Here is a 24,944-nt window from a genome sequence, read left to right on the forward strand (position 1 = left end):
ATTTCTGTGCCAAACAGCCGCGCTACTTAAGGTCACACAGATGGACATGCAATCCCGAATTCGCCAGCTTTTCCAGGCCAGCATCGACACCAAGCAACAGGCGATGGACGTACTTGCACCGCACATCGAGCAAGCCAGTCAGGTCATGGTCAATGCCTTGCTCAACGAGGGCAAAATGCTTTCGTGCGGCAACGGCGGTTCGGCCGGTGATGCCCAGCACTTCTCCTCCGAGCTGCTCAACCGCTTCGAGCGCGAGCGCCCGAGCCTGCCGGCCATCGCCCTGACCACCGACTCGTCGACGATCACCTCGATCGCCAACGACTACAGCTACAACGAAATCTTCTCCAAGCAGATCCGCGCCCTGGGCCAACCCGGCGATGTATTGCTGGCGATTTCCACCAGCGGCAACTCGGCGAACATTATTCAAGCGATCCAGGCCGCACATGACCGCGAAATGATTGTCGTAGCCTTGACCGGGCGCGACGGCGGCGGCATGGCCTCGCTGTTGTTGCCTGAGGACGTGGAGATCCGCGTTCCGGCCAACGTCACTGCACGCATTCAAGAAGTCCACCTGCTGGCGATCCACTGCCTGTGCGATCTGATCGACAGCCAACTGTTCGGGAGTGAAGAATGACCGTTAACCGCCTCAGCCTTTTGGCCATTACGCTGTGCCTCGCCATCAGCGGGTGCAGCACGGCAATCACTGCGACACGTGACACACCCATTCAGGATGACCGGGGCACACGCACATTCGGCAGCACCATCGATGATTCGCTGATCGAAACCAAGGTCAAGGTCAACGTCGCCAAGGCTGCTACCGACCTGGGCAACGGCGCCTCGCGCATTGTGGTCACCAGCTTCAACGGCGTGGTACTGCTGGCCGGGCAGACGCCGCGTGCCGACCTCAAGGCCCAGGCCGAACAAGCCGCCTCGACGGTTCAGCGGGTCAAGAAGGTCCACAACGAGCTGCAGGTCATGGACCCGATCACCCTGCTGGCCATCAGCAACGATGCGCTGCTGACCACCAAGATCAAGGCGCAGATGCTCACCGACAGCGGTGTACCCGGCTCGCGCATCAAAATCGTCACCGATAATGGCATCGTCTACATGATGGGCCTGCTGACCCAGGCAGAAGCCACCCGTGCGGCCAACCTGGTCCAGGGCGTGTCCGGCGTGCAGAAGATCGTGAAAGTGTTCGAATACATCGACTGATGTAATCGCCAGCCACAAAAAAGGGCGCCGTGCATTGACTGCACGGCGCCCTTTTTATTGCCCAGGGTTTACTGGTATTGCTGGTACGGGTTGCCCTGGAACTGGTTGTTCTGCTGCGGCGCCTGTTGTTGCTGCTGTTGACCAGGCTGGCCGTATTGCTGGCCGGGGATCGGGCCGAGGTTAACTTCTACGCGACGGTTCTGGGCACGGCCATTGACGTCAGCATTGCTGGCAATCGGGTTATCCGGGCCGGCACCACGGGCGCTCAGGTTGGTCGGGCTGACGCCTTGGGAAGTCAGGTAGTTGGCCACGCTCTGGGCACGACGCTGGGACAGGTCCATGTTCAACTGGCGGCTGCCCGTGCTGTCGGTGTAGCCGACGATCTGGATAGTGTTCTGATTGAACTGCTTCAGAGAGCCAGCCAGGTTATTGAGCGGCGTGTAGAAGCTACTGGCGATGGCATCGGAGTTAGTCGCGAAAGTGATATTACCCGGCATGATCAACTTGATCTGGTCACCCTGGCGCTGCACCTCAACACCGGTGTTGGCCATGCTTTCACGCAGTTTCTTTTCCTGCTGGTCGGCGTAGTAGCCATAACCGGCGGCGCCCAGGCCTGCAATAGCACCACCGATCAGTGCGCCCTTGCCACGGTTGTTATGGTCGATGGCAGCACCCGCCAGGGCACCGGCCAGAGCACCCAGGCCGCCGTATTTGGCGGTTTTGCTGATGCCCCCTTCGGAACCATTGCTGGCCTGTCCCTGGCTGCCGTCATAAGGATTAGGTGAAGCGCAGCCGGACAACAAGGCTACGGCGGTGGCAACAACAAGAAGACGACGCGGAGTAAACATGAAGGGAGCTCCTACTTTTGCATTCTGTGGTGCAAAGGACATTGGCAATCGACCTGTGCGGAGTTTGGAACGCGACAAGCGGTAAAAATTCCGTGGCCGCGCCCCGCGCCAGAACAAACTACTGGCCGCTATCACCGCCAGGGAAACCGTAGCAGACGCAGGCTGAACGCGACCTGCGTTTTTTGCTACTGCGGTGCTTGAGAGAGAACAGCGCGGTAAACGAATTATTGCCAGGCGTACCCTCAAGCCCGCACAAACGGGTTCTCGCGCATCTCATCGCCCAAGCGGGTGTCCGGCCCATGCCCTGTCACCACGGTCGCGCCCTCATCCAGGGTGTACAACCGCTGCTTGATCGAGCGCACTATCGTCGCCTGGTCCCCGCCCCACAGGTCGGTACGCCCCACGCCGCGCTTGAACAAGGTGTCGCCGGCGATCAGCAGCTTGGCATCGGCAAACCAGAAGCTCATCGACCCCGGCGTGTGCCCCGGCGTATGCAGTGCCACCCCGCAGCCACAGGCCAGCTCCTCGTCGTCCTCCAGCCAGCGGTCCGGCGACGGCACCGGCGTGTAGGGCACACGAAACATCTGGCATTGCATTTCCAGGTTATCCCAAAGAAATTGGTCTTCTTTGTGCAAATGCAGCGTGGCGCCGGTCTTCTCTTTCAACTGGCCGGACGCCAGGAAGTGATCAAGGTGAGCGTGAGTGTGGATAATGCTCACCACCTTGAGGCCCAGCGCATCGAGGCGCGCCAGGATCAGTTCGTGATTGCCGCCCGGGTCGACCACAATGGCTTTTTTGCTGATCGGGTCGCCGATGATGGTGCAGTTGCACTGCAACGGACCGACGGGGAAGGTTTCGCGGATCAGCACGGGTTTTTCGATATTCATGGGCGTTCCTGCAAGCTCTATGGCACATTCCAGGCGCAGTATGGTGGAGCTTGCTCCGGATTCGAAGAGCCTCAACTGCTAAGCTACTCAAGCGCCATGGAACCCGCACCGCAGCGTCGCATTTGGAGCAAGACGTATGGCCAATTCTCGGATCATCTGCGAACACTGCGATTGCGTGTACGAAAAGGTCACGCTCGCCAAACATCAAAAAGCCCTGTGCATCCGTTGCGCAGGCGTGCTGCAGCGCTACAACGGGCTGTCGGTGCAACAACGCCTGGCACTGACCGTCACCGCAGCGGTGCTGTGGACCTTTGCCAATTTCTATCCGGTGATGAGCATCAGCCTGCAAGGCCTCAAAAACAGCGCGACCCTGTGGGACTCGGTGGTCGCGCTGAGCCTAGGGCCGATCACTTTTATTGCGCTGGTGGCGGCGATCTCGATCATCATCGCGCCGGTGTTTCAGTTGCTGTTGCTGATGTGGGTGCTGAGTTTCGCCCTGGCCGGCAAGCGCTCGCCAGCGTTCAAAGTGTGCATGCGCTGGCTGGAAGCGCTGAGGCCGTGGAGCATGCTCGAAGTCTGCCTGCTGGGTGCCATGGTTGCGGTGTTCAAGCTGGCGGGCATGCTCGACGTGATCCCCGGCACCGGCCTGTTCGCCCTCGCCGCCCTCGCCTTGTTGCTGATCCGCATCGCCGGGCGTGACGTACGCGACTTGTGGGACGCCGTATGAACTCGCCACCGACCGCCCGCGAACTCAACCTGTGCCTGTGCCATACCTGCGGCCAGCCGTGCGACATGCGCGACGAACCCAGCGAGTGCGAGCGCTGCGGTGCGCCGCTGCATCGGCGCAAACGCCACTCGCTGACCCGCACCTGGGCCTACATGCTCACGGCACTGGCGTTTTATATCCCGGCGAATTTATTGCCGGTGATGAACACTACGATGCTCGGTTCAGGCGCCGACAGCACCATCATGAGCGGTGTGCTGGAGTTCTGGCAGCATGGCGCCTGGGACATTGCCCTGATCATTTTCATTGCCAGCATTGCGGTGCCGGGCATCAAGTTTCTCTCGCTGACCCTGCTGCTGGTCACCGTGCAACGCAACAGCCAGTGGGCGCGCAAAGAGCGCTCGAAGCTGTTTCGGTTTGTCGAGCTGATCGGCTACTGGTCCATGCTCGATGTCATTGTGGTCGCGCTGGTGGCCGCGCTGGTGAAGTTCCAGGCGCTGGGCACCATCGAGCCACGTCTGGGCATTTTGTTTTTTGGTCTGGTGGTGGTGTTCACCATGCTCGCGGCCATGAGTTTCGACCCGCGCCTGATCTGGGAAAACCCACACAACGAGGAGATCTCGGATGAGTTCACACAACACTGACACGCCTGCCGGTTCACCGGCGATCAAAACACGGCGCTTCAGCGTTTCGCTGGTGTGGATCGTGCCGATCGTGGCGGTGCTGGTGGGCATCTCGCTGGTGGTGCACAACGTGCTGCAACAGGGCCCGGTCATCGTCCTCAACTTCAAGACCGGCAACGGCCTGGTCGCCAATAAAACCGAGGTCAAATACCGCAACGTGGTGATCGGCCAAGTCTCGGATGTGGCCTTGAGCGATGACCAGAAAAGTGTCAACGCCACCATCAAGCTGGCCAAACAGGCGGAAAGCTTCACCCGTGAAGACTCCAAGTTCTGGGTGGTACGCCCGCGCATCGGTGCCGGTGGCGTGTCCGGCATCGATACCTTGCTGTCCGGTGACTATATCGGCGCCGATATCGGCCAGTCCGATACGCGCGCCAAACAGTTCAAAGGCCTGGAAAACCCGCCGCCCATCACCTACGGCGAGCCGGGCAAGCGCTTCACGTTGCATACCCAGGGCCTGGGCTCGCTGGATATCGGCTCGCCGGTGTACTACCGCAAGATCCCGGTGGGCCAGGTAGTGGCCTACGAGCTGGATGACGATGGCAAGGGCGTGAAGATCGAGGTTTTCGTGCATGCGCCCAATGATGTGTACGTCACCGAAAACACGCGTTTCTGGAATGCCAGCGGCATTGACCTGAGCGTGGGTGCCAATGGTTTCGCGCTGAAAACCGAGTCCTTGTCATCGATGTTGGCCGGCGGCATTGCGTTCCAGGCGCCGCCCTACAGCCCCAACGACAAACCGGCCAACGAAGATCACACCTATGAACTGTTCGACGACCAGCAAAGCGCCCTCGCCCCGCCCAGCGGTCAAGGACAATACATGGCACTGCGTTTTGATCAGGCACTGCGTGGGCTCAAAGTGGGCGCGCCGGTGGAATTTCTTGGGGTCGAATTCGGCAAGGTAGTGTCGATCAACCTGGACTTCGATGCTAAAAAACGCAGCTTCCCGATCAACGTCGGCATCGTGATTTACCCGCAGTTGCTCGGCGAAGCCAACACCAAGCTGCTCAAGGCCACCAACCATGACCCCAACGATGAAGCGGGCGGCGTGCGCCTGATTGGCACCTTTATCGAAAACGGCCTGCGCGCCCAGGCCCGCAGCGGCAGCCTGCTGACCGGCCAGCTGTACATCGCTCTGGATTTTTTCCCGAAAGCCGACAAAGTCGCGTTTGACCCGAACCTGCGCCCGGTCAACATTCCGACCATCCCCGGCAATCTGGAACAGTTGCAGGAGAAGCTCGAAGGCATCGTCAACAAGGTCAACCAACTGCCGATCGAACGCATCGCCGGCAACCTCGACGGCAGCCTGGTGGAGTTGCGCAAAAGCCTTGCCCAGTTCAACGCCAAGACCCTGCCTGGCGTGCAGAGCACCCTGGGTGACGTGAGCAAGACCTTGCAGTCGGCCAACTCAACCCTGGCCGAAGACTCGCCGCAGCGTGAACAACTGACCCAGACCCTGGATGAACTGGCGCGCATGTCGCGCTCCTTGCGCGAACTGTCGGACTACCTGGGCCGGCATCCGGAATCGCTGATCCGCGGTCGCCCTGACAACGCCGCGCCAACAGACCTGCAAGGGCCACCGCGCAAATGACCATTGGAGCCGCCATGACCTTTCCCTTGAAACTCACCCTGGTCGCCGCGCTGGTGCTGCTCGCGGCCTGTCGCAGTGAGCCGATTGCCTTCCACACCCTGACCCCGGTGCACTGGACTAACAGCACTCAAGCACAGGCCGGTGATATCCGCGTTGAAAGCATCAGCGTGCCGCCCCAGGTGGACCGCGCACAAATCGTGATTCGCCAGGGCGACAGTGGCGTGGCGATCCTTGAAACCCAGTGGTGGGCCGCAACCCTGGCCGATGAGCTCAAAAGTGCGCTGGTGGATCAACTGGCCAACAGTCATTCCCGGCAGCCCCTGTCGTTACGCGTTGAAGTACAGCGATTCGACTCGGTGCCGGGTCAATATGCACTGCTCGACGTGCGCTGGCGCCTGCGGTCCACCAGTGGCGCAGATGTCGCACCGCTGACCTGCCGCACTACCTTGCAGACACCGGCAGGCCCGAGCATTGATGACCTGGTGGTGGCGCATCAGAACAACCTCAAGCGCTTTGCCGCGCTGGTCAGCAAAACCGCCGACACGTCGCTCAAAGCCTGCCCGACTGCGCCGTAGCGAGACCACTAAGGGTGTACTCGGTCAAATGTGGGAGCCAGCTCCCACATAAGCCAGCTTCCACAAGAAAGCTCGCCCATTATCAGGCCAGCAGCCCCATCGACTTGGCCCGCGCCACCGCTTGAGTCCGGCGCTCGACACCCAGCTTGCTGTTGATATGGCTGGCGTGGGTTTTCACGGTGTGCAGAGAAATAAACAGCTGATTGCTGATCTCCTGGTTCGAACATCCTTGGGCAATCAACTGCAGCACCGCCAGTTCACGTGCGCTCAAGGTTTCAAGATTGGGCAAGGCCTCAACCACCGCAGCCACCGGCAACAGCGCCAACAAGCTCTGGTTCAGTACACCATGAGCCTCCCGGCCAAGCTGCTCACGCATCCAGTCCGGGTAACTTTCCAGCAGCCGCTGAAAGGGTTGCAACGCCCCACCGGAGCCAGCCTCAAGGGCGCGGGCCAATGCCCGTCGGGCCTGGTCTTGCTGCCCACACTCCAGCAGCAACTGCACCTGCTGGGTCAGGGCCATCAAGGCAATCATTTGCCGCCCACTGTTATGCGCCTGCTGCGCCAGTGCTTCGAGCCGTTGCAACGCGGCGGCCGGCTGATGACGGGTGGCGTCCAACGCGGCCTGTTGCAGCCCGATATGTTGCGGCAAGTGCGGGTGAAATTCCGGCGCCGCCGCTGCGTGTTCGCCGTTGTAGGTTTGCCCCAGCCGGGTTAACCAGGCTTCTGCCAGGTCTGTGCGGCCTTGAGCCAGCCACAGCTCGCATTTGATCAAGGTGATCATCGCCAGGTAGTAGATCGGCGGCACATCCCAGATGTGCATCAAGCGCTCAGCTTCGGCAAGCTCGGCAAACGCCGTGGGGAAATCCCGGCGGCGCCCTTCATAGCTGGCAATCACACAATGCCCGATCAGCACGCTGATATCCCGGCAGGCGCGGGCTTCGTTCAGACCCGCGCGTAGACGGACAAGGCCGGCCTCGGGCTGATAGCGCAGCAGCAGCAGATAACCCTCGTACAGCGACAACCGCGCGCGCACCGCGTAGAGCCGCTGCGGCGCCAAGCCGTGCAGGCGTTGCAGGCCCTGGCGCACTTCGTCCAGGGAACGCAGGATTTCGCCGCGCGCCTGCAACACCCGCGCGCGATCGTAATGGGCCAACGCCTCGAACAGCGGGTTACCGACGCGCTGCGCCAGCTCCAGGGATTCGCGATTCAGACCACGGGCACGCCACAAATCGGCATCGACGATGGCCAGGTTGGACAAGGTCGACAGGCACATCAGGCGCTGGCCATAACGTTTTTGCGGCAAGCTTTCCAACGCCTCGCTGCAATAACGCAGGGTCGACTCACGATCGCCTCGGCCACGGGCGATAATCCCGCTCAGCGCCAGCCATTGGGCCAGCATCGACTTTTGCGCAGTGGCCGACGGCGCCGGCAGGAAGCGGCTGAGGTAGCCGGACAGTTCTTCGGCCGCATCCAGTTGGCAGGCCAGCCCCAACGCCCAGCTGTAGAGCACGATCAAACGCGGCGTGCTGATCAGCAGGCTGTCGGGCAAGTCCATCTTCCAGCGCAGCAGCATGCCGACATTTTGCTCGGCCAGCAGTTGCTCCTCCGACAGGTTCTGCACCAGGTTCGCCGCCACATCCAGGTGGCCGGCGCGCAACGCCTGTTCCACCGCTTCATCGATCAAGCCCTGGGTGTTGAACCAGCGACAGGCACGCAGGTGCAGGCTGGCAATCGGCACGGTGGCACTGCTCGCACGGCGGGTACGCAACAGGTCGGAAAACAGATGGTGGTAGCGATACCAGTGGCCCTGCTCATCCAGCGGCACCAGAAACACTTGGTGGGCCTGCAAATAACCGAGGATATGCGCGCTGTCGTGGGCTTCGCGCACGGCGTCGCACAGCTCGCTGCAAAAACGATCCTGTGGGGCGGTGTCATACAGAAAGGCTTGAACGTCTGCCGGCAGGCAATCGATGACTTCTTCCAGCAGGTAGTCGCGGATCAGCCCTTCGCCACCGTGCAAATGTTGTGGCAACGCAGCCTCATTACCGGCTTCGGAAAGGGCCAGCAGCCAGAAGCGCAAGCCCGCCACCCAGCCCTCGCTGCGACGAATCAGGTTGTCCAGGGCTTCGCCGCGCAACGAGCTGCTGTGCCTGTCGAGTACCGCCAGCGATTCGTCGTGGGTCAGGCGCAGGTCTTGTTCATGCAGTTCCAGCAGGTGGCGCGAGAGCCGCAGCCGCGCCAGGTGCCAGTCCGGGCGCTGGCGGCTGGTGACCATGACCAGCAGCCCATCGGGTAGATGATTGAGGAAAAATTGCAGGCAGCGATCCAGCACCGGGCCCTGGGCCAGATGGTAGTCATCCAGCACCAACAGCAATGGCGCTTGGGTGGACAGGTGCAGCGTCAGCTCGTCGAGCAAGCCGTCGAGCCATTCTTCAAAGGCAAAGGGTTGGTGACGCTGACGCATTTTCAGCAGGCCCAGGGATTGGCCACCCAGTTGCGGGAAGTATTGCTGCAAGCCGTCGAGCAAGCGCTCAAGGAAGCGGCCGGGGTCGTTATCCCGCGGGCTCAGGCCCAGCCACAGGCTTTGCCAATGCATCGGCAGACTCTGGCAAAACTCCACCGCCAGCGAACTCTTGCCGAACCCGGCCGGGGCGCTCACCAGCAACAGTCGTCCCGCAAGGCCGGCACTCAGGCGTTCGCACAGGCGCGGGCGCAGCACATAGCCGTCAGGCAGCGGTGGCCTGTAGAAACGCGATTCCAGGGTCGGAATCACCGCGCTCGCAGGCCCTTGGATTCGGGACAGATCAGTCATCGCCGGGCTCTTGTAGAAGGCTGTTGTCGGCACTGCAGATGTCCGCAGACTAGCGGTAAAAGCGGCGGGTTTGTAGATTTTTGCGACATTTGCCTGAAAAAGAACTGCGACAAAAAATATCCCCACATAAAAAAGCCCCGAACCAGTCGGGGCTTCACGCTGAGGATGCGGCCTCAGTTAAAACAGCTTAGCGAACCCCATCCTGGCGCAAGGCCGCCGGGGAGAAGTCTGCGGTGGAGGCGGTGAAACCGAAGTCATAGGCCTGCTTCTCTTCGTTCTTCATGCCCAGGGCCAGGTAGCGGCCGGACTGCAGGTCGTAGAGGGTTTCGATGGCGTACCACGGCACTTGCTTGTCGTAGTAGTTCTCGGCATGGGCTTCGGCGACGCGCCACAGTTGGCCGCGACCGTCGTAGTGGTCGATGACCGCTGCTTGCCAGGTGTCTTCGTCGATGAAGAAGTCACGCTTGGCATAGATGTGGCGCTGGCCTTCCTTCAGGGTCGCGACCACGTGCCAGACGCGGCGCAGCTCATAGCGCGCCAGGTCCTGGTTGATGTGGCCGGCCTTGATGATGTCGGCGTACTTGAGCTTCGGATCGTCGATCTTGTAGCTGTTGGAGGCGATGTAGATTTCTTTCTTGCCTTCAAGCTTCCAGTCGTAGCGGTCCGGTGCGCCGTTGTACATGTCGAGGTTGTCGGAGGTACGCAGGCCATCGGCAGCAGTACCCGGCCCGTCATAGGACACTTGCGGCGCCCGGCGCACACGGCGCTGGCCGGCGTTGTAGACCCATGCCGAACGCGGCTCCTTAACCTGGTCCAGGGTTTCATGCACCAGCAGTACACCACCGGCCAGACGCGCCGGTGCGGTGACTTGCTGCTTGAAGTAGAACAGCACGTTGCCCGGGTTTTTCGGGTCGTAGTCCTTCATCTTGTCGCGGAACACGAACTGATCGCGGAAGTACACCAGGCTGAACGAGCCGTTGGTTTGCGGCGTGGCCTGGGTCACCAGGCGGGTCACGCTGCCGCCGCGATAGCGGGTGATGTGGTTCCAGATGACTTCCACGCCGCTTTTCGGAATCGGGAACGGAACCGCGGTTTCGAAGTTTTCCAGGCCGTTACCGCCGGACACCAGGTTGGTGTTGGTGGCGTTCTTCTTGATCGAGGCAAACACATCGGCCGGCACGGTAGCGCCGCGATGGGTCGGGTACACCGGCATCTTGAAGGTGTCCGGGTAGCGCTTGAACATCGCGTACTGCCCCGGCGCCAGCTTGTCCTTGTACTGCTCGACGTTCTGCGCGGTGATAGTGAACTGCGGCTGTTCGCTGGCATACGGGTTGGCCAGGAAGCCACGGGCATCCACGGCGCCGGCATTGGTAGGCAGCGGCGACCATTTAGGAATGGTGCCGGCCGCATTACCGGCCATCTCAGCGCCCATCGGCGTCAGGGTCGTGCCCAACTTGGCGGCTTCATCCGCCGAGACTGCCGCCATGACGTTACTCGCCAGGATCGACAGCCCAAGCACACCCACGTGCAACAGACTTTTAGTTATTTTCATGTTCTGGTTCTTCCTGAAAACAGACTGCTTAAAGAGGTTGTGCCTAGAAGTTCACGCCGGCGCTCAGCGCGATGAAGTCACGGTCATCCACGGTGGTGAACTTGCCACCAAAGAAGTTGGTGTAGTTGAGGCTGACGGTGTAGGTGTTCTGGTACTCGGCATCCACACCCAGGCTGACGGCCTTGCGACCTTCTTCAAAGTTGCCGCCAGGGCCTGGCGAGTAACCTTTGACGTCATGGGACCAGGCCACGTTGGGCTTGAGGTTCACGCCGGCAAACACATCCGGGTATTCCCAGATGGCCCGGGCGCGATAACCCCAGGACGTGGCGGTGGTGTAGCCGTCGTTGTTGCAATTGGTGTTCAGGCCGGACGCATTCGGCAGGCCTGCGCCGTTGGCTGTCGAATTGTTAAGCGCATTGCAGAAGCCGCCGGGCAGCGTGCCAGGGCCGAAGACCGGATCACGGCCGTAACGTGCCTGGTTTTTGCTCTCCAGGCCGCCGACGTGGGTCACACCGATTTCACCCACGGTGGTCAGGCGGGTGGCGCCCATGACCTGGTCGAAGAAGTGCGTGAAGGTGGTCTGGAACTGGGTCACTTCCTTGCGGTTGTAGCCGTGCAGGTCCTGGCCCGGTGTGCCCTTGAGCACCGACGCATTGCCAAAGCCCGGAATCGGCGTGACGCCCGCGTACAGGATATCGGTGGTGCTCAGTTGTACCGGCGCGTTTGGCCGGTAGCTCAGTTCACCACTCCAGGCGGTGCCGGTAGGCAACGTGGTGGAGAAGCTCAAGCCGTAGAGGCGGATATCTTCCGGGTACTCGACGAAGTACTGGGAGCTGCCTGCCACGATCAATGGCCGCAAGGCCGCCAGCGGCCCCAGCGGACGGGTGAAGGCCGAGTTTGGCGCACCGGTGGCGCTGAAGATCGGCGCACGGCTGTGGTAGTTCATGAAGTACGCACCGAACTCCGTGTCCAGCGGCTCGAAGTTGTAGTGCATGGCCACGCCGAACTGGCCGCTGTCGCGTGCATCACGGTCACCGCCGCGACGTACCAGCACCCCTTCGTTGTTCACATCCACGCCCAGGGCGTTAAGGGTCGGCAAGGCCGCGCCAGGGATGGTGGAGCGCTTGTTCAGCACCCGCAGGTTATTGCTGCAACCATCCGAGATGACGTCCGGCTGGGAGAAGAATGTGCCGCAGTTATCGGTGACGGTCTGGTCCCATTCGAGCTGGTAGAACGCTTCGGCCGAGAGGTTATCGGTCAGGGTTTGCGACACGTAGAACATGTTGACCGGAATCAAGCCTTCCTTGATTTCGGCGCCCGGACGACGGAACGCAGACACGTCAATCGGGTTGATGGAGTTGATACCGCCACCGATGAAGGTGCTTTCACCCCAGCTCACCACCTGTTTACCGAACCGCACGTTACCCGGCTGATCGGCGATGGTGTAGTTGTGGTAGATGAAGGCATCGAGGATCTGCCCGCCGGAAGACTTGGCGCCCTCTTTGCGGTTGTTGTTGCTGACGTTCTTGAAGTCCAGGTCTTCGTTTTGCAGCGCGAAGTCATACCAGTACTTGCCACGCACAAAGATGCCGGTGTCGCCGTATTTCAACTCGAGGTCATGGATACCCTTGAAGATCTTCGAGAAGGAATCACCCTTGTCAAAGTTCAAGTGGCCATCATCGGAGGTCTGCGATAACCCCCTGCCACCGTTGTTGGCACCGATCAGGTCTTTATTGCGACCGGCAGTCGACCAGCTCGCCCCCACCGACAGGGATGAGTCGAAGCTGCCTTCGATTTCACCGATGTTGAAACTGACGCCGAATGCAGGCCCGGCGAGCGTAGAAGCGAGACTGACGGCCAGGGGCAGTCTTGCCCGGCGCCAGAACTGGTTTACTGAGGTCATCGACGCTACTCCATGTGCATTATTGTTATGGCAGTGAGTTCTTTCGTCTGGATGCATGTAACGGCCGGAATACAACGACTCCAATGCCGAACGGCAACCGGGCCCCCATGGCCCGCAGCGCAACATCCGTGAAAAACTCTGAGTGGGACTATAGCCAGCAGGGGGTACCGCTTGATCCCTCTAAAGTGTGATTTGCATCACCAACCCGTCTGCCACAGTCCTTTCGCCACGCCGACGAAGGCCGGCGAGGCAAGGATGGCTGAAAATCCCAAAATCACAAGTGAAGCCACGAGTTAGAGCATTGCCGCGCCCGAACGGGCGCGGCGAAGGGGGTCAGAGCGTGGACAGGAACGTGCTGTTGTTGGCCTGCCATTCGATGATGTCAACGCGGATACGTTTTTTGTCGAGTTTGCCGACACTGGTCTTGGGAATTTCGGTAACAACGGCGATCTGGCTTGGAATCGCCCACTTGCTCAAGTGGCCCAGTTCGACAAACGGCTTGAGATGCTCTTTGAGCTCGCGGGCACCTATCACATGGCCATCACGCACCACCAGCAACGCAAACGGGCGCTCGCCCCACTGTGGGTCGGCGATGCCCACCACCGCTACTTCGCGTACCGCCGGGTGACGGCTGACCAAATCTTCGAGGGCCAATGACGAGATCCACTCGCCGCCGGTCTTGATCACGTCCTTGATGCGATCGCGAATATCGATCACCCCAAACGCGTCCAGCGTGGCCACGTCGCCGGTGTGCATCCAGCCGCCTTCCCACAGCTCGGCGCCCTTTTGCGGCTCGTTGAAATACCCTTCGCTGAGCCACGGTGCACGCAGCACCAGCTCGCCCTGGGACTCGCCGTCGGCGGGCAAGAAGTTGCCGTTGCCGTCGATAATTGCCGCTTCCACCAACGGCCCGGGCACGCCGGCCTTGATGCGGTAGGTGGTGCGCTCGTCCTCGGTGCCCGCCATCAACTCTTCGTTGAGGTGAGCGCAGGACACCAGCGGCCCGGTCTCGGACATGCCATACGCGGCCGTCAGTTGAATGCCCCGCGCCTTGGACGCTTCATACAACGTGCGGTTGAGCGCGCTGCCGCCGATGACGATTTTCCAGCCACCAAAATCCACATTCTGGGCGGCCTTGGCATTGAGCACCATTTGCAGGATGGTCGGCACGCAGTGGGAGAAGGTGACCTTCTCCTTGCGCCACAGCTCCACCAGGTATTCCGGGTCGTAGCGACCGGGGTAGACCTGTTTCAAGCCAAGCATGGTTGCCACATACGGCAGGCCCCAGGCGTGCACGTGGAACATCGGCGTGATCGGCATGTACACGTCGTTGGTGCCCAGCAGGCGCACGCTGTCGACGCTGCCCATGATGGTCGCCACACCGATGGTGTGCAGCACCAGTTGGCGGTGGGTGAAGTACACGCCTTTGGGGTTGCCGGTGGTGCCGGTGGTGTAGAAGGTGGTGGCGACGGAATTTTCGTCGAAGTCTTGGAAGTCGTACTTGGGGCCGGCGGCCGCCAGCAGGGTTTCGTACTCGCCGACCAGGTTCGGCAGCTCGGCAGTCCTGGCCTCACCGTCGGTGAGCAGCAGGGTTTTGTCGACCGTGGTCAGTTGCCCGGCAATTGCCTGGTAGAGCCCCACGAACTCGCTGTTGACCAGCACAAAGCGGTCTTCGGCGTGGTTCATGGTGTAGAGAATCTGTTCCGGCGAAAGACGCACGTTGATGGTGTGGATCACCGCGCCGATCATCGGGATGGCGAACATGCACTCCAGGTAACGGTGGCTGTCCCAGTCCATCACGGCAACCGTGTCACCGGCCTTGACCCCGGCTTCGGTCAGCACATTGGCCAGCCGTGCGACCCGCTCGATCAGGGTTGGGTAGGTGTAGCGCAGCTTGTCGCGGTAGATGATTTCCCGGGTCTTCTCGTAACGCGCCCCGGACATCAGCAGGCGTTTGATCAACAGCGGGTATTGGTAAGCGCCTTCGGCGGGCGGGATAACACGGGTCTGCAACATACGAATCCCTTATCTGACTGCACGGTCTTGGCTAAGACCTGCACTGTAGAGCGCTAATGTTTCAGCCAAATCAGCCAAAGGAATGATTTGCAGCGGCCAATGAATGCTAGCTTTGCGCCAGCATTGGAGCCTTACAGTGATTCCCTGTGGGAGCTGGCTTGCCTGCGATAGCGTCGCCTCGGTGCAACTGATACACCGAGGCGCCTGCATCGCGGGCAAGCCCGGCTCCCACAGGGGCAGTGTGTTACCCGCGTGGGTTTATTTCATGCTGGTAAACGCCAACTTCACGCCAATGGCAATCAGCACCGCGCCCATGGTCCGATCAAACCAATGCCCCATCCGCGCAAACCCGGCGCGTACGCGCTGCTGGCTGAACAACATGGCCACCAGGCAAAACCACAACGCCGTCGCCACCGCCAGGTACACACCGTAACCGGCCTGGATCGCCAGCGGCGTGTGCGGGTTGATCACCACCGTGAACAACGACAGGAAAAACAGTGTGGCCTTGGGGTTCAAGCCATTGGTCACAAACCCTGCGGTAAACGCCCCGCGCGGGGTGCGCTCGCCGACTTCAGGGTGCAACTCGCCCTCGGCGGGCGGCTTGGCCGGCTGCGCGCGCAGGGCCTTGAAACCGATGTACAGCAGGTACGCAGCGGCGGCCCACTTCAGCGCGTTGAACAGCACAATGGACTGCGACACGATCAAGCCGATGCCCAGCAGCGAGTACCCCACGTGCAGGAAAATCGCCGAGCCCACGCCCAGCGCGGTCCAGGTGCCGGCGCGACGGCCATGGGTCACACTTTCACGCACCACCACGGCGAAATCCGGGCCGGGGCTGGCCACCGCCAACAAGTGAATCAAGGCTACGGTCAAAAACTCGGCGACGTACATGCTCACTCCATTAAGTAACTGATTATTTCATCTGATAGGCTCGGCAGATTACGCCTTCGAACCTCGTCGCAAAAGGTACAGTTGAGAATGAACAATCGCCGCGCCGTCTTCCTTGATCACCCGTCCCTGGACCTGGGCGACCTCGACCTCAGCGAACTGCGCAACCGCTTCAGTGACTTGCAGTTGTTCACCGACACCACGCCGCAGAATGTACTTGAACGCGTGCAAGGCGCCCAGGTGGTGATCAGTAACAAGATCCTCCTCAACGCGCAAACCCTGGCGGCCTGCCCCGAGCTCAAGCTGATCCTGGTGTCGGCCACCGGCACCAACAATGTCGACCTCGACGCCGCCCGCGCCCACGGCATTACCGTGAGCAATTGCCACGGCTACGGTACGCCGTCGGTGGCGCAGCACACGATCATGCTGCTGCTCAACCTGGCGACGCGCTTGAAGGACTATCAACTGGATGTGGCGGCAGGCAAATGGCAACAGGCCAGGCAGTTCTGCCTGCTGGACTACCCGATTGTCGAGCTGGAAGGCAAAACCCTCGGCCTGCTCGGCCATGGTGAACTGGGTGGCGCGGTGGCACGCCTGGCCGAAGCCTTCGGCATGCGCGTGGTGCTCGGCGCCATTCCCGGGCGCCCTGCCCGCGCCGACCGCGTGCCGCTGGATGAACTGCTCGCACAGGTCGACGCACTGACCTTGCACTGCCCGCTCAATGAACACACGCGCGACTTCATCGGCGCCCGCGAACTGGCGCTGCTCAAGCCGGGCGCGTTTATCGTCAACACCGCGCGCGGTGGTTTGATCAACGAACAGGCGCTGGCAGATGCCTTGCGCAGCGGCCATTTGGGCGGCGCGGCCACCGACGTACTGAGCGTCGAACCGCCCGTGAATGGCAACCCGCTGCTGGCCGGCGACATTCCTCGCTTGATCGTTACCCCCCACAATGCCTGGGGCAGTCGCGAAGCGCGCCAGCGTATCGTCGGCCAACTGGCTGAAAACGCCCGAGGCTTTTTCAGCGGTGCCCCGCTGCGCGTCGTCAGTTGATAAACTGCGCCCCTTTTCAAGGAGCAGACTATGGATCCGCGCAGTGAAGTACTGCTTCGTCAGGCCGAACTTTTTCAAGGCAACCTGCTGCTGGTAGGTTTGCCTGCCGACGACTTGCTCGGCCGCCTGCCCAATGCCCACGGCTGGAGCTGGCATGCGGGCGATCAGGCCGCACTGGATGCGCGCTTTCCCGAGCGCAGCCAGTTCGGCGTGAACGTGCCCGAACGCGGGTTTGATGCGGCGGTGATTTTCCTTCCAAAATCCAAAGACCTCACCGACTACCTGCTCAACGCCGTGGCCGCACGCTTGCCCGGCGCCGAGCTGTTTCTGGTCGGGGAAAAAAAGGGCGGCATCGAAAGCGCCGCCAAGCAGATGATCCCGTTCGGCAAGCCGCGCAAGCTCGACAACGCGCGGCACTGCCAACTGTGGCAAGTCACCGTGGCCAACGCTCCGCAGGCGGTCGCGCTGGAAAGCCTGGCGCAAGTCTTCGAGGTGCCGCTGGCCGAAGGGCCGCTGAAGGTGGTGAGCCTGCCCGGCGTGTTCAGCCATGGCCGCCTGGATCGCGGCACCGAGCTGCTGCTGGCGCATCTGGATAAGCTGCCGAGCGGGCATCTGCTCGACTTTGGTTGCGGCGCCGGCGTGCTTGGGGCGGCGGTCAAACGCCGCTACCCGCATAACAGCGTGACGATGCTCGACGTGGACGCCTTCGCCGCCGCCAGCAGTCGCCTGACCCTGGCAGCCAATGGTCTGGAAGCCGAGGTATTGACCGGAGATGGCATCGACGCCGCGCCGATGGGTTTGAACGCGATTTTGAGCAACCCGCCGTTCCATGTCGGTGTGCACACGGATTATTTCGCCACGGAGAACTTGCTGCTAAAAGCGGCGAAACACTTGGCAAAAGGTGGCGAACTTCGCTTAGTCGCCAACAGCTTCCTCAAGTACCAACCGCTGATCGAAGAGCATCTGGGCGTGTGTGCGGTGAAGGCCGAAGGCAATGGTTTTCGCATTTATCGTGCCAAACGCGGCTGATGGCGATTTGAAAAAGAACGCTTGCCGAATGGGATTTGCCTTGGCAGAATCCGCTCCGTCCTAGGGGAGTAGTCTCCCACGAGCCTCACGCTCGTCCGGCATACGTCAACATACTTGGTCAGCAGACCATGGCGTATGCGACCCAGGAGTCCGCACAGACGGACCGGGGTTTGACAAGACCTATGACACGCACACCTTACCCGGGGCGGGAAGGCTGTACGTGTCATAGCCGTGTCGACCCGCCCCTGGAAACCTACCTGATGCTGGATTCACTACTCGTTCCTACCGCAATCGTTGCCTTGGCCGAAATCGGCGACAAGACGCAACTGCTCGCGCTCATCCTTGCCGCACGCTTTCGCAAACCCTGGCCGATCATCGCCGGCATTGTCGCCGCGACTCTGGCCAACCATGCGGCCGCCGGTGCCGTAGGGGCCTGGTTCGGCAGTTTCTTCTCGGATGCGGTGTTGCACTGGATTCTCGCAGCGAGCTTCTGTGCCACCGCGCTGTGGACTTTGGTGCCGGACAAACTCGACGATGACGAAGCCAGTACCACGCGCAAATTCGGGCCGTTCCTGACCACACTGATTGCGTTCTTCCTCGCCGAAATCGGTGACAAGACCCAGATCGCCACGGTGATGCTGGCGGCGCAGTACCCGGAGTTGTGGCTGGTGATTATCGGCACCACGCTGGGCATGCTGATTGCCAACGTGCCGGTGGTATTGGCGGGTAATTTTGCGGCGGAAAAACTGCCGCTGACCTTGATTCGTCGACTGGCGGCTACGGCGTTTTTCGTCCTGGCGGTGGTGGCGGTGTACAAGGCCATGCAAAGCAGCGGCTGGATCTAAACCCGATGTAAACCTGTGGGAGCTGGCTTGCCTGCGATGGCATCACCTCGGTACACCTGACAAACCGAGTCGCCTGCATCGCGGGCAAGCCCGGCTCCCACACTGGACCGCGTTAACTCAGGATTTTTTGGCCTGCTGGTAAAGCGGCATCACCTTCGGAATCGCCGCCTGCAACGAGGCGATTCGGCTGTCGGAAGCCGGGTGAGTGCTCATGAACTCCGGCGGCGCGCCTTCCGACGCCTTGGCCATCTTGTTCCACAAGGTGATCGCGGCATTCGGGTTGTAGCCGGCGCGGGCCGATAGCTCGAGGCCGATCAGGTCGGCTTCGTTTTCATTGGCGCGACTGTTAGGCAAGGTCATACCGTAGTTGGCCACGGTATCGGCCAACGCCAGGCTGTCCTGGCCCAGGCCGAACAACGCACCGGCGCCCTGCTTGGCCATCTCGATGCCATACGCCTTGGACATGGCCTCACGCCCGTGTTCACGCAAGGCGTGGGCGATTTCATGACCCATCACGGCGGCCAGCTCGTCGTCGGTGAGCTTGAGCTTGTCGATCAACCCGCTGTACACGAAGATCTTGCCGCCAGGCCCGCAGTTGGCGTTCATCTCATCGCTTTTGATCAGGTTCACTTCCCACTTCCACTGCGCCGCATCCGGGCGGAAAGTCGGCGCCTGGGCGATCAGACGGTTGGCGATGGCCTGCACGCGCTTGGCGTTGGCACTGGTCTTGTCGAGCATGCCCTTGCCGCTCGCCTCGCCCAGCGTCTGCTGGTAGGACTGGGCATACATCTGGTCGACTTCCTGGCTCGACAGCATGCTGAACATGTACTGCTTGCGCTCCACGCCAACGGCACCGCCGCTGGTGGTGTTAACCGACTGGCAACCTGCCAGCAGCATCGCTGCGCTGAGTACGCTTACTGCCAATGACTTTTTCATGACGCTCTCCCTGAAACCTGGTGCGTATCCTAGGCGGTCATTCGTATCAACGCCAGATACACGCGACGTTTAACCACTAACTTTCAGATACATCCCACACCCCCACAGCGGCGGCGAACAGCTCGTTTGCGACATCTCGCACTATTTTGCCGGCCAAGCCTTAAGCCTCCAGAGCCCATGGCCGATACATAAAAGGCAGCCCACCTGCCCCTGCGCCTGGAGCCTCCATGAAATTCAAGTCGATTCAGTTTTCTGTCGCCGCACTGACCGGAGCCATCGTGCTGAGCGTGGTCGCGGTGCTGGTGCTCTATGCAGTGTTTGCCGGTGCCCGCACCCAGGAGTTGGTGCAGGAGCGCACCCAGGCACAGTTCGAGCAGATCATCGAGCAGCGTCTCACCGCCCTTGTGCAAACCCAGGCCACGCTGGTCCAGCGCGAACTGGAAGCGCCGCTGGTGACCGCCAAAGGCCTGGCCACCGCCAACGCCCTGCTCGCGATGAAAGACGCCAAGGGCGAACCCGCGCTGCAGGTCGGCCGTGAGCAATTGATCAACCTGCTGCATGAAACCGTGGCGCGCAACCCGAAAATCCTCGGCGCCTACATCGGCTGGGAACCCAATGCCATCGACCATAACGATGCCGCCTACGTAAACACCCCAATTGTCGGCATGGCCGCCGACGGCCGTTTCCTGCCGTGGTGGTACCGCAACGCCGATGGCAGCCTGGGCCTGGATAAGCTCGCCGACGTCAACGACCAGAAAATCCTGTCCACCGGCGTGCGCGCCAGTGAGTACTACCTGTGCTCCAAGGAGAGCAAGAAACCCTGCGCCATCGACCCGGCGCCTTACAAGGTCGGGAACGCGATGGTGATGCTCGCCTCGTTTATAGAACCGATCATGGTCGACGGCACGTTCCAGGGCATCGTCGGCGCCGACCTGTCGGTGAACTTTATCCAGGACATGCTCACCCGCGCCGACCAGAACCTCTATAACGGCGCCGGCGAACTCGCGCTGATTTCCAGCAACGGTCGCCTGGTGGCCTACACCAAGGACGCCGGCAAGCTTGGCGAAAAAGCCAGCGACCTGCTCGACAGCAACGAGCTGGCCAACCTGGCCCAGTTGAAAGTCGGCGAAGTGCGCTACGACATCGACAAGGAACACGGGCATATCGAACTGTTCCTGCCCTTCAACATCGGCCAGACCGAAGCGCGCTGGACGTTGATGCTGCAACTGCCGCTGAGCGCTGTGATGGCCGACTCGCAGAAGCTGCAAAGCGACCTGCAAGCCCAACGCAAGACCGACACCTTCGGCATGGCTATGGTTGGCCTGTTGATCGCCGGTATCGGTTTGCTGGTGATCTGGCTGGTGGGCCATGGCATCGCCCGCCCGCTCAAGCAGATGGTGGCGATGCTTAACGATATCGCCCAAGGCGAAGGCGACCTCACCCGCCGCCTCACCAGTGATCGCGCCGATGAGCTGGGCGCGATTGCCAACGGCTTCAATACCTTCCTGATCAAGTTGCAGGGCATGATCACTCAGGTAGTGAGTTCGGTGCAGAAGGTCAGCGACTCATCGGAACACACCGCCGACATCGCGATTCGCACCAACCAGGGCGTGCATAAACAGATGGTCGAGATCGACCAGGTGGCCACCGCTGTGCACGAAATGACCGCCACTGCGCAAGACGTGGCACGTAACGCCACCCAGGCCGCGCAAGCTGCCAGCCACGCCGACCAGGCCGCGAGCCAGGGCATGCGCATTGTGCGCGAGACGTCCACGTCCATCGGCGCGTTGGCTGAAGAAATCGGCAAAGCCGTGGGCGTGGTGCAAACCCTGGCCAAGGACAGCGAAAACATCAACGCGATCCTCACGGCGATTCGCGGAATTGCCGAGCAGACCAACCTGCTGGCGCTCAACGCCGCCATTGAGGCAGCCCGTGCCGGCGAACAAGGCCGTGGTTTTGCGGTGGTGGCCGATGAGGTGCGCAACCTGGCACAGAAAACCCAGAAGGCCACCGAAGAAATCCAGACCATGATCCAGCAGCTGCAACAAGGCACGCGGGATGTGGTGCGGGTGATGGAAGACAGCCAGAACCGTACCGACGAAAGTGTGCAGCACGCGGCGAAGGCGGCCCAAGCGCTGGAGACCATTACCCAGGCGGTGTCGGTGATCAACGACATGAACACGCAGATCGCCAGTGCGGCCGAGGAACAGAGCGCGGTGGCCGAGGACATCAATCGCAATGTGATCAATATTGGCCAGGTGGCCAATGAGGTGGCGGGTGGTGCGGATGAGTCCAGTGCAGCGAGTGCGGATCTGACCAAGCTGGCGGAGCAGCAGCGGCGGTTGATCAATCAGTTCAAGGTCTGAGACCGCTATCGCAGCGATGCGGCGACCCGACAAGCCAGCTCCCACATTTGGATTTGTGAATACATTCAACATGTGGGAGCTGGCTTGCCTGCGATGAGGCCAGCACATTCAACCTCAACCTGGCGTCAGGCACTCCGGCCCATTCAACTTCGGATCATTAACCATATTGGCCAACACCCGCTCGCGCAACGCGGCAGGCTCGCTGGCCAACAACCCCTGCAACACGTGCAGCGGCGTCTCAGGATTGAACCACGCCTCTTGCCCCGCCGCATCCAGAATCAACGGCCGCCGCTGGCTCTGCGCGGCCTGGGTCACCACCGCTGTACTCAGCCACACCTGCTCCTGCACCGGATAAGCCTCCCAGATCGCCGCAAAAAACAGCGTCGAGCCTTCGCCCGGCGTCAGCCAATACGGGCGTTTACGCTGGGTGCCGCGCCATTCGTAGAAACCGTTGGCCGGCAGCAGGCAGCGGCGCTGGCGCAAGGCTTCGCGAAACATCGGTTGTTCGGCCAGGGTTTCGGCGCGCGCGTGGGCTGGCGTGCGCGACAGGTCGGTGAGCCACGGTGGCGTGAGGCCCCAGCGCGCACGGGCCAGGGTGCGCTGGCCTTCGCTCAGGCGCTGGATCAGCACCGAATCATTCGGGGAGATGTTCCACTGGGCCTGCTGGTCGGCCGGGAAGCCCGGCAAGGCAGCAAAGGAAGGGTTCCAGCGAAACAGGGCATAACGTCCACACATGGGGCAACACGACTCTTGGGGTAAACCGACCGACAGCCTAACAGACCAACACGTCGGGGAAGCTGTCGGGTTCATCGCCGGGCATGGGTTGGGCGCCGTTGTAGGCCGTAATCAATTCACGGGCGTAGGCAGCCTGGTCGTTGTGCACTTCCAGGCCCAACAGGCCGAAGATCGGCAATTCGCCGGTGCCACCGAGCAAATGGCGCCCCACCAGGTGCGCCTCGATGCCTTCGCTGGCAAGCATCTGTTGCAGCAGCTCGCCTTCCATCAGGTTTTCCGGTTCATAGATTCGCTGCATGGGGTGTACCTGTTACTCGTTTTCGCTGCGCACGTTCAGCATCCATTCATCGCCGTGCACTTGCAGGTCGAAAATAATCGGCCGGCAACAGACCGGACAGTCCTCTATATATTCTTGATCACCGCCGAAAAGGTCCAGAACCGCTTCAGCCGGTTCACCACAATAAGGACAATCGTACGACTCGGTTTCCAGCATCGCGGTCTCCCAGGTGACTTGTGCGTATAATCGCCGGTCTATTTACAGGGCTATTCACGGCAGAGCCAATATTGCGGCCGCACCCTGATATTTCCTTTTCTTACCCTAGCCGTTTCTAACAAGAGAGCATGATGGGCGAATTCGATACCATCCGACCTTACAACGACAGCGAAGTCCCGGCCGTGCTGGCGCGTCTGTTCAGTGACAAGGCCTTTCTGGACATCCTGACTCACTTTCGCTTCCCGCGCTTTGCCGGCGCCCTGGGCTGGCTGCTCAAGCCGATGATCGCCCGCAAGCTGCGCCGTGAATTTGCCGGCGTCACCACCGTGGCCACGCTGCAGGACAAAGTCGAGTATTACGTCGATCACACCATTGATCGCGCGACGGACGGCGTGACCTACACTGGCGTCGAGCAGCTCAAGTCCGGCACCGCCTATCTGTTTCTGGCCAACCATCGCGATATCGTGATGGACCCGGCCTTCGTCAACTATGCCGTATACCACGCCGGCCTGCCGACGCCACGTATCGCCATCGGCGACAACCTGCTGCAAAAGCCGTTTGTCAGCGACCTGATGCGCCTGAACAAGAGCTTCATCGTGCACCGCTCGATCACTGGGCGGAAGGAGAAGATGGCGGCGTATAACCTGCTGTCGGCCTATATCAACCATTCGATCCGCAACGATTGCCAGTCGATCTGGATCGCCCAGGCCGAAGGCCGCGCCAAGGATGGCGATGATCGCACCGAGTCGGCAATCCTCAAGATGTTCCATGTCAGCCGCAAGGACGAGCCGTTTGCCGAGGTGATCCAGTCGCTGAACCTGACGCCGGTGTCGATCAGCTATGAATACGACCCGTGCGACAGCGCCAAGGCCCGCGAGCTGTACATCCGCGCCACCACCGGCACCTACAGCAAGGCGCCAGGCGAAGACGATGTGAGCATTGCGCTGGGTATTACCGGCTACAAGGGCCGCGTGCACGTGAACTTTGCCCCGCCGATTACCGAGCGTTTTGAAGACACCAAGCTGCTGGCCGTGGAAATGGACCGGCAGATTCTCGGCGGTTATCGCCTGTTCCCGGTGCATTACCTGGCGTACGCGCAGTGGAGCGACGCCGACCCGCAATTGCAGGTGCCGGCGGCAGCCGACGTGTTCCCGGCCGATGAGTTGGCCAAGGCCAAGGCGGAGTGGGAGCGGCGTTTGAATGAGTGCCCGGCGGAACACCGGCCGTACTTGGTGACGCAGTATGCGACCCCGGTAAGGAATCAATACCGGGTCAAGGCCGGGATTCCTCTCTAATCACCGAAGCAAAAAATGTGGGAGCGGGCTTGCTCGCGAAAGCGGTGGTTCAGTCAAAGATGTATCGACTGACACCCTGCATTCGCGAGCAAGCCCGCTCCCACATTTTGGTTTTGCAGTGGTTTTAGAGGTGGGTGCCGAGCCAGGACACGGCCAGCGCCAGGGCGAGGCAGCCAAACCCGACGCGGTAAGCCAGGCGATGCGACCGTTCGGTACGCACATCCAGAAACAACATCGGTTGGTCGATCGCGCGGTCTTCGCTTTGGGCGGTCAGGTCGGCCAGCGCTCGCTGCTCGCGCAGGCGGGTAATGAACAGCAGCGCTGCACCCGAGCAGGCCACCAATAAAGCCACAGCATTGATCAACAGTGCGGGCAGCGCCATCGCAAACCTCGGTAGACGAGTGTCCTGGTATCAATTCAGATACAAACCTGAATGATATTGGCCTCCTGCCGCTGAAACGTTCCGTCCCCCATGTACGGCTAATGTATCCAGTAATTTAC

The 24,944-nt window shown here is 61.1% G+C and carries 23 protein-coding genes, 1 pseudogene and 1 riboswitch; of the genes and pseudogenes, 12 read left to right on the plus strand and 12 right to left on the minus strand.

The window, feature by feature from the left end; genetic code table 11:
• The first annotated feature begins 40 nt into the window (after positions 1 to 40).
• On the plus strand, positions 41 to 634 hold the full coding sequence (locus AOA59_RS04875) for a phosphoheptose isomerase (protein ID WP_007904374.1): 594 nt from the start codon (positions 41 to 43) through the stop codon (positions 632 to 634).
• Positions 631 to 1,212 (plus strand): BON domain-containing protein, encoded by a 582-nt coding sequence (locus AOA59_RS04880; protein ID WP_017138196.1) that lies wholly within the window; start codon positions 631 to 633, stop codon positions 1,210 to 1,212. The genes AOA59_RS04875 and AOA59_RS04880 overlap by 4 nt, the downstream gene beginning before the upstream one ends.
• Positions 1,213 to 1,280: 68 nt before the next feature.
• Here AOA59_RS04880 and AOA59_RS04885 read toward each other — a convergent pair whose 3' ends face one another.
• Together AOA59_RS04885 and AOA59_RS04890 are read right to left on the minus strand one after the other, a co-directional pair.
• Positions 1,281 to 2,060: an OmpA family protein gene (locus AOA59_RS04885; protein ID WP_056858988.1), complete on the minus strand. Its 780-nt coding sequence runs from the start codon at positions 2,058 to 2,060 to the stop codon at positions 1,281 to 1,283.
• A gap of 242 nt (positions 2,061 to 2,302) precedes the next feature.
• Positions 2,303 to 2,947, minus strand: coding sequence for an MBL fold metallo-hydrolase (locus AOA59_RS04890; protein WP_056858989.1), 645 nt, complete (start codon positions 2,945 to 2,947; stop codon positions 2,303 to 2,305).
• 136 nt (positions 2,948 to 3,083) lie between these two features.
• Between AOA59_RS04890 and AOA59_RS04895 the strand changes: the two genes are divergently transcribed.
• Genes AOA59_RS04895 through AOA59_RS04910 form a run of 4 tightly spaced genes read left to right on the plus strand, consistent with a single transcriptional unit; the run spans position 3,084 to position 6,520 of the window.
• Positions 3,084 to 3,674, plus strand: coding sequence for a paraquat-inducible protein A (locus AOA59_RS04895; RefSeq protein WP_065930311.1), 591 nt, complete (start codon positions 3,084 to 3,086; stop codon positions 3,672 to 3,674).
• Positions 3,671 to 4,315, plus strand: coding sequence for a paraquat-inducible protein A (locus AOA59_RS04900; RefSeq protein WP_065930310.1), 645 nt, complete (start codon positions 3,671 to 3,673; stop codon positions 4,313 to 4,315). The genes AOA59_RS04895 and AOA59_RS04900 overlap by 4 nt, the downstream gene beginning before the upstream one ends.
• Positions 4,296 to 5,945 (plus strand): intermembrane transport protein PqiB, encoded by a 1,650-nt coding sequence (locus AOA59_RS04905; protein ID WP_099486198.1) that lies wholly within the window; start codon positions 4,296 to 4,298, stop codon positions 5,943 to 5,945. The genes AOA59_RS04900 and AOA59_RS04905 overlap by 20 nt, the downstream gene beginning before the upstream one ends.
• Positions 5,946 to 5,959: 14 nt before the next feature.
• Complete coding sequence (locus AOA59_RS04910; protein WP_099486201.1) at positions 5,960 to 6,520, plus strand: membrane integrity-associated transporter subunit PqiC; 561 nt, start codon at positions 5,960 to 5,962, stop codon at positions 6,518 to 6,520.
• A gap of 82 nt (positions 6,521 to 6,602) precedes the next feature.
• Here the strand turns inward: AOA59_RS04910 and AOA59_RS04915 are convergent, their stop codons facing one another.
• The 5 genes from AOA59_RS04915 to AOA59_RS04940 form a co-directional block, all read right to left on the minus strand.
• On the minus strand, positions 6,603 to 9,332 hold the full coding sequence (locus AOA59_RS04915; protein ID WP_099486203.1) for a LuxR C-terminal-related transcriptional regulator: 2,730 nt from the start codon (positions 9,330 to 9,332) through the stop codon (positions 6,603 to 6,605).
• A gap of 187 nt (positions 9,333 to 9,519) precedes the next feature.
• A complete protein-coding gene (locus AOA59_RS04920) occupies positions 9,520 to 10,884 on the minus strand; it encodes a DUF1329 domain-containing protein (RefSeq protein ID WP_099486205.1) in 1,365 nt (454 codons plus the stop codon).
• A 43-nt stretch (positions 10,885 to 10,927) separates the two neighbouring features.
• Complete coding sequence (locus tag AOA59_RS04925; protein ID WP_069786087.1) at positions 10,928 to 12,787, minus strand: DUF1302 domain-containing protein; 1,860 nt, start codon at positions 12,785 to 12,787, stop codon at positions 10,928 to 10,930.
• Between the two features lie 333 nt (positions 12,788 to 13,120).
• Positions 13,121 to 14,803: a fatty acid--CoA ligase gene (locus AOA59_RS04930; RefSeq protein WP_065930305.1), complete on the minus strand. Its 1,683-nt coding sequence runs from the start codon at positions 14,801 to 14,803 to the stop codon at positions 13,121 to 13,123.
• Between the two features lie 258 nt (positions 14,804 to 15,061).
• Positions 15,062 to 15,694, minus strand: coding sequence for a LysE family translocator (locus AOA59_RS04940; RefSeq protein WP_065930304.1), 633 nt, complete (start codon positions 15,692 to 15,694; stop codon positions 15,062 to 15,064).
• Positions 15,695 to 15,781: 87 nt separating this feature from the next.
• Here AOA59_RS04940 and AOA59_RS04945 point away from each other — a divergent pair, with 87 nt between their 5' ends.
• From AOA59_RS04945 to AOA59_RS04955, 3 genes are all read left to right on the plus strand, one after another.
• Positions 15,782 to 16,744: a 2-hydroxyacid dehydrogenase gene (locus tag AOA59_RS04945; RefSeq protein WP_065930303.1), complete on the plus strand. Its 963-nt coding sequence runs from the start codon at positions 15,782 to 15,784 to the stop codon at positions 16,742 to 16,744.
• A gap of 30 nt (positions 16,745 to 16,774) precedes the next feature.
• Positions 16,775 to 17,773, plus strand: a complete 999-nt coding sequence (locus tag AOA59_RS04950; RefSeq protein ID WP_099486206.1) for a class I SAM-dependent methyltransferase — start codon at positions 16,775 to 16,777, stop codon at positions 17,771 to 17,773.
• Positions 17,774 to 17,824: 51 nt separating this feature from the next.
• Positions 17,825 to 17,944: riboswitch (yybP-ykoY riboswitch) on the plus strand.
• Positions 17,945 to 18,033: 89 nt separating this feature from the next.
• Positions 18,034 to 18,618 carry a TMEM165/GDT1 family protein gene (locus AOA59_RS04955; protein ID WP_016974259.1) on the plus strand — a complete coding sequence of 195 codons (585 nt, stop codon included), beginning with the start codon at positions 18,034 to 18,036 and terminating at the stop codon, positions 18,616 to 18,618.
• A gap of 117 nt (positions 18,619 to 18,735) precedes the next feature.
• On the opposite strand, the gene AOA59_RS04960 is transcribed toward AOA59_RS04955, so the two are convergent.
• Positions 18,736 to 19,554, minus strand: coding sequence for a M48 family metallopeptidase (locus tag AOA59_RS04960; RefSeq protein WP_065930301.1), 819 nt, complete (start codon positions 19,552 to 19,554; stop codon positions 18,736 to 18,738).
• 1,313 nt (positions 19,555 to 20,867) lie between these two features.
• On the opposite strand from AOA59_RS04960, the pseudogene AOA59_RS33440 reads away from it, so the two are divergent.
• Together AOA59_RS33440 and AOA59_RS33445 are read left to right on the plus strand one after the other, a co-directional pair.
• Positions 20,868 to 21,062, plus strand: a pseudogene (locus tag AOA59_RS33440) (HAMP domain-containing protein); the annotation flags it as partial.
• A 114-nt stretch (positions 21,063 to 21,176) separates the two neighbouring features.
• Positions 21,177 to 21,920, plus strand: a complete 744-nt coding sequence (locus AOA59_RS33445; protein WP_371919056.1) for a methyl-accepting chemotaxis protein — start codon at positions 21,177 to 21,179, stop codon at positions 21,918 to 21,920.
• A gap of 114 nt (positions 21,921 to 22,034) precedes the next feature.
• On the opposite strand, the gene AOA59_RS04970 is transcribed toward AOA59_RS33445, so the two are convergent.
• From AOA59_RS04970 to AOA59_RS04980, 3 genes are read right to left on the minus strand one after another with little or no spacing between them, the layout of a single operon-like run.
• Positions 22,035 to 22,655 carry an SOS response-associated peptidase gene (locus tag AOA59_RS04970; protein WP_099486209.1) on the minus strand — a complete coding sequence of 207 codons (621 nt, stop codon included), beginning with the start codon at positions 22,653 to 22,655 and terminating at the stop codon, positions 22,035 to 22,037.
• Positions 22,656 to 22,692: 37 nt separating this feature from the next.
• Positions 22,693 to 22,953: a putative signal transducing protein gene (locus tag AOA59_RS04975; protein ID WP_065930298.1), complete on the minus strand. Its 261-nt coding sequence runs from the start codon at positions 22,951 to 22,953 to the stop codon at positions 22,693 to 22,695.
• 12 nt (positions 22,954 to 22,965) lie between these two features.
• Positions 22,966 to 23,148 carry a CPXCG motif-containing cysteine-rich protein gene (locus tag AOA59_RS04980; protein ID WP_099486212.1) on the minus strand — a complete coding sequence of 61 codons (183 nt, stop codon included), beginning with the start codon at positions 23,146 to 23,148 and terminating at the stop codon, positions 22,966 to 22,968.
• Between the two features lie 131 nt (positions 23,149 to 23,279).
• Here AOA59_RS04980 and AOA59_RS04985 point away from each other — a divergent pair, with 131 nt between their 5' ends.
• The gene (locus AOA59_RS04985) at positions 23,280 to 24,443 is read left to right on the plus strand and encodes a 1-acyl-sn-glycerol-3-phosphate acyltransferase (RefSeq protein WP_178076236.1); all 1,164 of its coding nucleotides are present in this window, start codon (positions 23,280 to 23,282) and stop codon (positions 24,441 to 24,443) included.
• A gap of 124 nt (positions 24,444 to 24,567) precedes the next feature.
• Here AOA59_RS04985 and AOA59_RS04990 read toward each other — a convergent pair whose 3' ends face one another.
• Entirely contained in the window at positions 24,568 to 24,825 is a 258-nt protein-coding gene (locus tag AOA59_RS04990; RefSeq protein WP_099486216.1) for a hypothetical protein, read from the minus strand.
• Between the last annotated feature and the right edge of the window lie 119 nt (positions 24,826 to 24,944).

Origin of the sequence: Pseudomonas sp. 2822-15, from assembly GCF_002742515.1 — a bacterium.
Classification (GTDB): Bacteria; Pseudomonadota; Gammaproteobacteria; order Pseudomonadales; family Pseudomonadaceae; genus Aquipseudomonas; species Aquipseudomonas salomonii.